Genomic DNA, 9,721 nt, shown 5'->3' on the forward strand with positions numbered 1-9,721 from the left:
TTTCGCGTCGAAGGCCCGCCCAGATCATCAGTGGAGCCCTTGACCGGGTCAAGGCCCAAAAACGATCAGGGCGAGCCCTCAGCGGCGATAGTGGAGACGCCGGTGCACCAGGCTGAACACCATCACGCCCAGCCACACCACGAACAGGACCTTGAAGACCCCGAACCCGCCCGCGATCAGCCCGATCACCATGAGCGCGGCCAGCACGGGCAGCACCGGGTGCGGCCCGCGGCGGCCCCTCCTGGCCCGCCACGCGGCCCGGTGCATCTCGCGCTGCGCGTGCCACTGGGCCCGCTGCCCGTGGCGCATCGCCTGCATCTGCGCCCGGTGGGCGTGCATGGCGGCGTGCCAGTCGCCCATCTCATGCGGCCCGTACGGCCCGTGCGGACCGTACGGCGCGGGCGGCTCTGGGTAGGCCGGCTCCTGGCCCGGCAGGTCGGCCGTCACCTGCGCGAGGTCGCGGGCCGTCTTGGCGGCCAGCGCGGTGTCGAGGCGCTCGTCGAGCTCCTCGTGGGTCAGGCGGCCCTGCGCGAAGTGCTCGCGCAGGGCGGCCATCGTCTGCTCGCGCTCGGCGTCGCCGATGCGGAGATCGTTGCGGTCCATTCCAGGCTCCTCGCTCTCCCCGAACCGGCGGCTGTCCGGTGCGACGCCGGCCATGCTGCTACTCCTCGCCCGGTTCGTCGCCGTCAGCCAGGATCTGGTACAGCTTGCGCCGGGTCTCAACCAGAGTCTTACGCGCTTCGCGGATTTGTGCGTCGTTCCCGGTCTGGAGAATCTGCATCATCGCGAACGCCGACTGCCGGGCGATGTGCCAGAGATCGGCGGTGTTGTCGTCGATGTCGGGCCGCATCTCGTCCCACGGGGCGCGGACCTCGTCGGCGTGCGCCTCGATGTAGTTGCGCCCCTCCTCGGTGAGGCGGAAGGTCTTGCGGCCCTCGCTCTCCTCCGCGATCACCAGGCCCTCGTCGGTGAGCTGCTGCAGCGCCGGGTAGACGGCGCCCGGGCTGGGCTTCCAGCCGCCCTCGCTGCGCTCGGCGATCTCCTGGATGATCTGGTAGCCGTTGCGCGGCTCCTCCGAGAGCAGGGCCAGGATGGCGGCGCGCACGTCGCCCCGCTTGGCCTTGCGGCCACGGCCGCCCCAGCCGCGGTGACCGCCGCCCCACGGCCCTCCAGGGCCGCCGAACGGGCCGCCGCGCCCGAAGTCGAACGGGAACGGGCCCGGCCCGCCCCGCCTGCCGCGATGTCGCCGGTCGTGCGGGCCGCCGCGCTCGCCCCCTCGTCCACCTCCGCGACCGCCGCGGCCGAACTGCTCGCCCACCTGGTCGAAGGCGTCGCTCATGGCGTGGAGCGTCTCGCGCAGTGCGCGCTTGTACTCGTGTGCGCCGGGCCAGGGCCCGCTCGCTGCAAAGTTGTGCGTCATGGAAATGTCCTCCTATATCGCGATCTGTTCTCGATGCGTCAACGATATATCGGTAGTGTTCCGTTGGCAAGCTCGGTCCCGGAGTGAGCCAGATCACGAAAAAGTTGCGGAATCCGGGAACAGGATTGGGGGAGGGGTCGTTATCTAGAGCAGACGAGGTCGTTCCGCGTCGGCAGGGCTGGGGGGTGCTGTCGCCGCGGAGACGACCTCGTCTGCGTTTGTGGGCACTCCGGGTCCCTGCGGGGGACACATCCCTGTGACCTCGCGGCACGCCTCGCGCGTAAAGAGAATCTTTGCCGTACAGTCCCGATCATGATGGGGCATACGCACGCGATGACGGGGGCCATCGCCTGGCTGGGGCTCGCTCCCCCGCTGGCGGCACTGCCGCTGCTGAACGAGTCCTCCCGCTTCATCGAGACGGGGATCATGGCCACCGCGCTCAGCCCCGCCGAGCTGATCGCCGGGGCGATCATCTGCGCGGGCGCCGCGATGCTGCCCGACCTCGACCATCCCAGCGCGACCATCGCTCAGACGTTCGGGCCGGTCACCTGGGGGCTCAGCAAACTCGTCGCCTGGATCAGCGGCGGGCACCGCGGGGCGACGCACTCGCTGGCGTTCGCGGTGGCGCTCGGGTTCGGGGCGCACTGGCTGGCGAGCACCTATCCGATCGGCCGCGACATCATGGTCGTGCTGCTCATCGGGCTCGCGCTGCGGGCCATCGGCGTCGGCATCCCGGGCAACAAGATCGGCTCCGTCCTGATCAACATCGGCATGACGGCGGGGCTGTACGCCGTCTTCATGTCGCTGGGCGTCGGCTATGCCTGGCTGGGGCTGGCGGTGGGGGTCGGCTGCCTGATCCATGTGGTGGGCGACTGCATGACCGAGCGGGGATGCCCGGTGTTGTGGCCGCTGGGAGCCAAGTTCGTGCTGCCGTGGAAGATCGGCATCAAGACGGGCAGGAAGTTCGAGCAGAAGATCCTGGCGCCGCTGCTGTCGGTGGCGATCATCGGACTGCTGTTCTGGCGGCTGGCGCCGGTTTAACTTGATGTCGAGATATTCTGGGGATATCTTGACGTCGAGACAACCTGTCGCCGGGCCGGGTGGTTAGGGTTACCTAACGTGCTGGCTGCTTCCGTGGTGCGGCAGGATTCTGTCTGAACACCTGTCTATGGAGGAGGCGAATCACCGTGTCCGCGAACAGCTTCGGCAGCCGTGACACGCTACGCGTCGGCGACGCGTCATATGAGATCTTCCGGCTGGACGCCGTCGAGGGCTCCGCGCGCCTCCCGTACAGCCTGAAGATCCTGCTGGAGAACCTCCTCCGCACCGAGGACGGCGCCAACATCACCGCCGACCACATCCGTGCGCTGGGCGAGTGGGACCCGAACGCGGCCCCGAGCGTGGAGATCCAGTTCACGCCCGCCCGCGTCATCATGCAGGACTTCACCGGCGTGCCGTGCGTGGTCGACCTGGCCACCATGCGTGAGGCCGTGCGCGACCTCGGCGGCGACGCCGCGCGCATCAACCCGCTCGCACCGGCCGAGATGGTCATCGACCACTCGGTCATCGTCGACTACTTCGGCCACCCCGACGCCTTCCAGCGCAACGTCGAGCGCGAGTACGAGCGCAACCGCGAGCGCTACCAGTTCCTGCGCTGGGGCCAGACGGCCTTCGACGAGTTCAAGGTCGTCCCGCCCGGCACCGGCATCGTGCACCAGGTCAACATCGAGCACCTGGCCCGCGTCGTCATGACCCGCGACGGGAAGGCCTACCCCGACACCTGCGTCGGCACCGACTCCCACACCACCATGGAGAACGGCATCGGCGTTCTCGGCTGGGGCGTCGGCGGCATCGAGGCCGAGGCCGCGATGCTCGGCCAGCCGATCTCCATGCTCATCCCGCGCGTCGTCGGCTTCAAGCTCAGCGGCAAGCTGCCCGCCGGCGCCACCGCCACCGACCTCGTGCTGACCATCACCGAGATCCTGCGCAAGCACGGCGTGGTCGGCAAGTTCGTCGAGTTCTACGGCGAGGGCGTCTCCTCCGTGCCGCTGGCCGACCGGGCCACGATCGGCAACATGAGCCCCGAGTTCGGCTCCACCTGCGCGATCTTCCCGATCGACGGCCAGACCGTCGACTACCTGCGCCTGACCGGCCGCTCCGAGGAGCAGATCGCCCTCGTCGAGGCCTACGCCAAGGCCCAGGGCCTGTGGCTCGACCCGGCCGCCGCCGAGCCCGAGTTCTCCGAGTACATCGAGCTCGACCTGGCCACCGTCGTCCCGTCCATCGCCGGCCCCAAGCGCCCCCAGGACCGCATCGTCCTGTCGCAGGCCAAGGCCACCTGGCGGCACGACGTGCAGAACTACGTCTCCGACGGCGTCGACGAGGCCGTCGAGGAGACCTTCCCGGCTTCCGACGCGCCCGCCTCCAACGCCTCCGCCAACGGCGGCAGGCCGCACAAGCCGGTGCCCGTCACGCTGTCCGACGGCACCACGTTCGAGATCGACCACGGCATCGTCTCCATCGCCGCGATCACCTCGTGCACCAACACCTCCAACCCGTTCGTCATGCTCGGCGCGGCCCTGCTGGCCCGCAACGCCGTCGACAAGGGCCTCAACCGCAAGCCGTGGGTCAAGACCTCGCTGGCGCCCGGCTCCCAGGTCGTCACCGGCTACTTCGAGCGCTCCGGCCTCCAGCCGTACCTCGACAAGATCGGCTTCAACCTCGTCGGCTACGGCTGCACCACCTGCATCGGCAACTCGGGCCCGCTGCTTCCGGAGATCTCCGAGGCCATCCAGGCCAACGACCTCGCCGTCACCGCGGTGCTGTCCGGCAACCGCAACTTCGAGGGCCGGATCAACCCCGACGTCAAGATGAACTACCTGGCCTCGCCGCCCCTCGTCGTCGCCTACGCGCTGGCCGGCACCATGGACCTCGACCTCGACACCGAGCCGCTCGGCCTCGGCAACGACGGCGAGCCCGTCTACCTGCGCGACATCTGGCCGTCGCCGGAGGAGATCGCCGCGGTGGTCAACTCCTCCATCGGCCGCGACATGTTCGAGCGCGACTACGCCGACGTGTTCAAGGGCGACGACCACTGGCGCTCCCTGCCGATCCCGACCGGCGACACGTTCGAGTGGGACCCCGACTCCACCTACGTGCGCAAGGCGCCCTACTTCGACGGCATGCCGGAGAAGCCGGAGCCCGTCACCGACATCCACGGCGCCCGCGTCCTGGTCAAGGTCGGCGACTCCGTCACCACCGACCACATCTCGCCCGCCGGCTCCATCAAGACCGGCACCCCCGCCGCCCAGTACCTCCAGGCCAACGGCGTCGAGGTCAAGGACTTCAACTCCTACGGCTCGCGGCGCGGCAACCACGAGGTGATGATCCGCGGCACGTTCGCCAACATCCGCCTGCGCAACCAGATCGCGCCGGGCACCGAAGGCGGCTACACCCGCGACTTCACCCAGCCCGACGGGCCCGTGTCGTTCATCTACGACGCCTCCGTCAACTACGCCGCCGCCGGCACCCCGCTGGTGGTGCTGGCCGGCAAGGAGTACGGCTCCGGCTCCTCCCGCGACTGGGCCGCCAAGGGCACCGCGCTGCTCGGCGTCCGCGCCGTCATCGCCGAGTCCTACGAGCGCATCCACCGCTCCAACCTCATCGGCATGGGCGTGCTGCCGCTGCAGTTCCCCGAGGGCGGCTCCGCCGCGGCGCTCGGCCTGACGGGCGAGGAGACGTTCGACATCACGGGCGTCGAGGAGCTCAACAAGGGCACCGGCATCCCGCAGACCGTGCACGTCAAGGCGGGCGACGTCGAGTTCGACGCCGTCGTCCGCATCGACACGCCCGGCGAGGCCGACTACTACCGGCACGGCGGCATCATGCAGTACGTGCTGCGGTCGCTGCTCGCCAAGTGAGGTAGGTCTTCCCGTGCTCCCGCCCGGTCATGAGCCGGGCGGGAGGGCGGGGGTTGGGGCGCGATCCTCACGCGCCCCGCATCGGGGGAACCACCCGACACCAGAGAGCCGCCCCGCGGGACACCCCCCGCGAGGCGGCTCTTGCGCTTCCTCCGGCGGACCAGCCCGCGAACCGGCCCTCCTGTTCGCCAACTAGCCCGCGAACAGGAGGGCGACCAGCTCGCCGCGGCTGGAGATGCCCGCCTTGCCGAAGACGGCCTTCAGATGGCCCCTGACGGTGTGCGGCGAGATGAACAGCTCCTCGGAGATCTCCGCGGTGGCCAGCCCTCGCGCCACGAGCTGGGCGATCTCGAACTCGCGCGCCGTCAGACCGTAGGACTGGGCGACCATGAGCGCCAGATCCGCAGGCGCGGCAGGCTCGATGACCAGCACCACGGGGCCCGGCCGCCCGCCCGATCCGCTCAGGCACGAAGCCCGGCACGTCAGCCACCCGCCGTCCCTGGTTCGCAGGCGGATGCGGGCGTTGCCGCGGTCGCGGCCCTGCGCGATGGCCCGGGCCTGGAGCGCTGTGCCGGTCAGCCAGATGGGCAGGTTCAGGCCGAGAGGGGAGGGGGTGGATGGGCCGTGCGGCAGCGCTGCGAGATGGGCGCGGGCTTCTTCGTTGATTGACGTGGCCTCGCCGTTCTCGTCGAACAGCAGCAGACCGGGCGCCGAGTTCCCGCCCCTACGCCCGCCTCCGCGCCAGGCCTCGCACCCGTCATAGCCTCTGCCCCCGCGCCCGCCATCGCTTTCGCCCTCGCGCCTGCCATCGCCTGCGGCCTCGCGCCCGCCATCGCCTCCGCGCCCGTGTCCGCCTTCGCTTCCCGCCCCGCGCCCGCCATAGCTTTCGCCTCCGCGCCCGCGCCAGCCTCCGCGCTCGGCCTCCCGCCCGCCATCGCCTCCGGCCCCGCGCCCGCCATCGCCTCCGGCCCCGCGCCCGCCATAGCTTTCGCTTTCGCCTCCGCGCTCGCGCCCGCCTTCACCTCCGCGTCCGCCATTGCCTCGGGGCTCGTGTCCGCCTTCGCCTCCCGCCTCGCGCCTGCCATCGCTTTCGCCTCTGCGCCCGCGTCCGCCATCGCCTCCGCGTCCGCCATCGCCTCCGCGTCCGCCATCGCCTCCGCGTCCGCCATCGCCTCCGCGTCCGCCATCGCCTCCGCGTCCGCCATCGCCTCCGCGTCCGCCATCGCCTCCGCGTCCGCTATTGCCTCCGCGTCCGCTATTGCCTCCGCGTCCGCTATTGCCTCGGGGCCCGCGCCCGCCTTCGCCGCCCCCGCGCCCACCTTCGCTTCCGCCCCTGCCCCCGCCGGAGGGCCACTGGTTGCCGCCTCCGCCGTTCGGGGCGGCCGGGGCTTGCGGGGTGGCGAAGCGGCGCAGCCGGTCGGCGAGCGGCCCCGACAGGTCGGCGAGCAGCGCGACGTCCTCCTCCCCGAACGCCGGAGCCCCCCGCATCCGGAACAGGCTCACCGACCCCCAAGGCCGCCCACCCGCCCGCAGCACGCCCCGCAGCTCGTCACCCACGCCCATGTCCCCCAGCAGGCTCCGGAACCGGGCGCTGCGGGCGGGCAGATCGCCGGTGGCCGCCCGCAACCCGGCCACGGGCACCTCGGCGCGGGCCAGATCCCGGAACGGCAACACGTTCTCTTCGAGCAGCTCGCTCTCCCAGTAGGCGCCGCACCTTTCACCGTCACCCAGGTTTTCCACCAGCATGGGCGCGGTCACCAGGCCCGTCTCCGGGTCGGTCGCCGACCACACGGCGGCATCGAACGGCATCAGCCGCCGCAGCCGGGCCGAGGCACGACCGAAACAGTCGAGAGCATCGGCCGCCCGCTCGGCAGCCGCGACGATCTCGGCATGGCGCCGCGAGCGGGTCATCGAGCCCTCCTGATCTTCCGTGCTCTCCACGGCCAGCCTGCCTTCACCGCTCCTCCTCCGCCAACCCCCCGTTTGAGGGGGTCATTCCCGACGCGATCCGCCACTCGCGGGGGATGGGACACGGACGCGGCGCCCGGGAGGCTTCGGACGGGTTGTTTCGGAGCTGATGCGAAGGAGAACGTCGTGCGTATCGCGATCATCGGAGGCGGGGCCGCCGCGGTCGGCCTGCTGGACGCGCTGGCCATGGGTGACGCCGAGGGGGCGGAGGTCGTCGTGTTCGAACCGTCCGCTCATTTGTGGCGGGGGCGTCCGTACGGGCCTGATCTGGACAGTGTGCTGGTCAACGCTCCGCCCGCCATCATGTCGATCCGCGGCTCCGATCCTGGCCACTACGCCTCGTGGCTGGGTGCCGAGCGTGCGGTCGATCATCTGGATGAGCGGTTCGGGCAGGCGCTGGTGCCGCGCGCTCTTTATGGTCAGTACTTGGCCGACACGGCTGAGGCTGCCTTGGCGCGGTTGCGGGGGCGGGGCTGGCGGACGCGCATCGTCGCCTCACGGGTCGTCGCGGTGGCCCGCGCCTCCTGGGGCGGCGAGTCGGCCCGCGCTCCTAGGGACAGTGAGCTGGCCGGGGCCTTCTGGGACGGTGAGTCGGCTCGCGCTTCTTGGGACGGTGAGTCGGTCCGGGCCTCCTGGGACGGTGAGTCGGCCCGAGTCGGCGACGGTTCCCGGCCGGAGCCGAGCGCCACGGACGGGCGCGGCGCTGGTGCCGCATCCCGGCTCGTACTGCGCACCGCCGACGGGGATGAGCACGTGGCCGACCAGGTGGTGGTGTGCGTGGGCGGTGGGACGCCTCAGGACCACTACGGGCTGAGCGGCACACCCGGGTACATCGGTGACCCGTACCCTCTGGCGTACACGCTGGACGGGGTGCCGGGCGAGGCCGACGTCGCGGTGATCGGCAGCGGGCTGACGGCCGTCGACGTAGTCGTGTCGCTCGCCGCCCGCGGCCACACCGGGCGCATCGCCCTCGTCTCCCGCACCGGCATGCTGCCCGCCGTCTGGCAACGTCCCCTCGGCCACCAGCGACGGCACCTCACGGTCGAACGCGTGGAGGCGCTGCGGCGCGAACACGGCACCGTCACCCTCGACCACCTCATCGGGCTGCTGCGTGCCGAGCTGGACGAGGCGGGGGAGGACCTCGCGGGCTTTGCACAGGAGTTGCTGGCGGCAGAGAACTCCGCACGGACGCCGGTGCCGGCGGAGCACTCCGCACAGGAGTTGCGGTCGGCGGAGCACTCCGCACAGGAGTTGCGGTCGGCGGAGCACTCCGCACAGGAGTTGCGGTCGGCGGAGCACTCCGCACAGGAGTTGTGGTCGGCGGAGCACTCCGCACAGACGTCAGTGTCGGCGGAGAACCTCACACAGGACTTGCGGTCGGCGGAGCACCCCGAGCGGGGGCTGCTGTCGGCAGGGAACGTCGAGCGGGGATCGCTTCCTGCGAGCCTCGAGCCGTCCATCGAGCGGCTGCGTCGGGAACTGGCCGCCGTCGGTGATCCCGCGATCGCGCGGCGGGTGCTGCAGGAGGCCGCGCACGTCGTCGGCCCGTTCGCGTGGCGGCTGCTGTCCGAGCCCGACCGGGAGCGGCTGCGTCGGCACACCCGCCTGGCCGTCAGCGTGGCCTCGCCGATGGTGCCCGTGAACGCCGCCACCCTGCTGCGCTTGTTCGACTCGGGGCAGCTGTCCGTGGTCGCCGGCGTGCGCAAGATCGAGGCGGTGGCGGGCAGGTTCCAGGGAGTGCGTGAGGACGGTGGCGAGGCGGTCGCGGGCGGGTTTCGAGTGCGTGGCGACGGCGGGGAGTTGGTCGTGGACGTCGTCGTCAACGCGGTGAACCCGCCGCCCCAAGCGGTGCCCGGCACAGCCGAGCCGCTGGTCACCTCCCTGCTCGCCGACGGCCTGGCGGCGCTGCACCCCTCGGGCGGGTTGGTGCCCGCCGACCCGCGCCTGCACGTGCTGGGGGATCTGGCCGGTGGCGGGTCATTCATCACCTCCAGCATCCCGGGCCTCGCCGCCCAGGCCACCCGCATCGCCGAGGGGCTGACGGCGTGGGGGTGAGGCGACTTCCGACGTACTGACGGGGGAGGGGCGGGACGGCCGGGAAGAGGCGGGCAGGGACGCCTTCCACGCGCTCGCCGAACAGCCCCGCCCGGCTGGTTGTCACGCACTGGCCCGCCCGGACTGCTTGTCACCTGCTGGCCTGCCGTGCTGCCGCCATGCGGGGCTGGCGTGCCACGCGGGGCCGCCGTGGTGCCGCGCCACGCGGGGCTGCCGTGGTGCCGCGCCATGCGGGGCTGCCGTGGTGCCGCGCCATGCGGGGCTGCCGTGGTGCCGCGCCATGCGGGGCTGCCGTGGTGCCGCGCCATGCGGGGCTGCCGTGGTGCCGCGCCATGCGGGGCTGCCGTGGTGCCGCGCC

At 71.6% G+C, this 9,721-nt stretch carries 6 protein-coding genes; 3 read left to right on the top strand and 3 right to left on the bottom strand.

Features of this window, described 5'->3' with window-relative positions; translation table 11 throughout:
• Positions 1-78 precede the first annotated feature (78 nt).
• Together ABD331_RS00820 and ABD331_RS00825 are read right to left on the bottom strand one after the other, a co-directional pair.
• Positions 79-657: a DUF1707 SHOCT-like domain-containing protein gene (locus ABD331_RS00820; RefSeq protein ID WP_344470173.1), complete on the bottom strand. Its 579-nt coding sequence runs from the start codon at positions 655-657 to the stop codon at positions 79-81.
• Positions 658-661: 4 nt separating this feature from the next.
• On the bottom strand, positions 662-1,420 hold the full coding sequence (locus ABD331_RS00825) for a PadR family transcriptional regulator (RefSeq protein WP_344470174.1): 759 nt from the start codon (positions 1,418-1,420) through the stop codon (positions 662-664).
• A 312-nt stretch (positions 1,421-1,732) separates the two neighbouring features.
• Between ABD331_RS00825 and ABD331_RS00830 the strand changes: the two genes are divergently transcribed.
• Complete coding sequence (locus ABD331_RS00830; protein ID WP_344470175.1) at positions 1,733-2,461, top strand: metal-dependent hydrolase; 729 nt, start codon at positions 1,733-1,735, stop codon at positions 2,459-2,461.
• Between the two features lie 146 nt (positions 2,462-2,607).
• Positions 2,608-5,340, top strand: a complete 2,733-nt coding sequence (gene acnA, locus ABD331_RS00835) for an aconitate hydratase AcnA (protein ID WP_344470176.1) — start codon at positions 2,608-2,610, stop codon at positions 5,338-5,340.
• Between the two features lie 192 nt (positions 5,341-5,532).
• Here the strand turns inward: acnA and ABD331_RS00840 are convergent, their stop codons facing one another.
• Entirely contained in the window at positions 5,533-7,281 is a 1,749-nt protein-coding gene (locus ABD331_RS00840; protein ID WP_344470177.1) for a helix-turn-helix transcriptional regulator, read from the bottom strand.
• A 153-nt stretch (positions 7,282-7,434) separates the two neighbouring features.
• Between ABD331_RS00840 and ABD331_RS00845 the strand changes: the two genes are divergently transcribed.
• Positions 7,435-9,363 carry an FAD/NAD(P)-binding protein gene (locus ABD331_RS00845; RefSeq protein WP_344470178.1) on the top strand — a complete coding sequence of 643 codons (1,929 nt, stop codon included), beginning with the start codon at positions 7,435-7,437 and terminating at the stop codon, positions 9,361-9,363.
• Positions 9,364-9,721 lie beyond the last annotated feature (358 nt).

It is taken from the genome of Nonomuraea monospora (assembly GCF_039531895.1).
Taxonomy (GTDB): Bacteria; Actinomycetota; Actinomycetes; order Streptosporangiales; family Streptosporangiaceae; genus Nonomuraea; species Nonomuraea monospora.

Coding starts and splice junctions, on each gene's coding strand:
- ABD331_RS00820 (WP_344470173.1), bottom strand. CDS start 657: ATGGCCGGCGTCGCACCGGACAGCCGCCGGTTCGGGGAGAGCGAGGAG.
- ABD331_RS00825 (WP_344470174.1), bottom strand. CDS start 1,420: ATGACGCACAACTTTGCAGCGAGCGGGCCCTGGCCCGGCGCACACGAG.
- ABD331_RS00830 (WP_344470175.1), top strand. CDS start 1,733: ATGATGGGGCATACGCACGCGATGACGGGGGCCATCGCCTGGCTGGGG.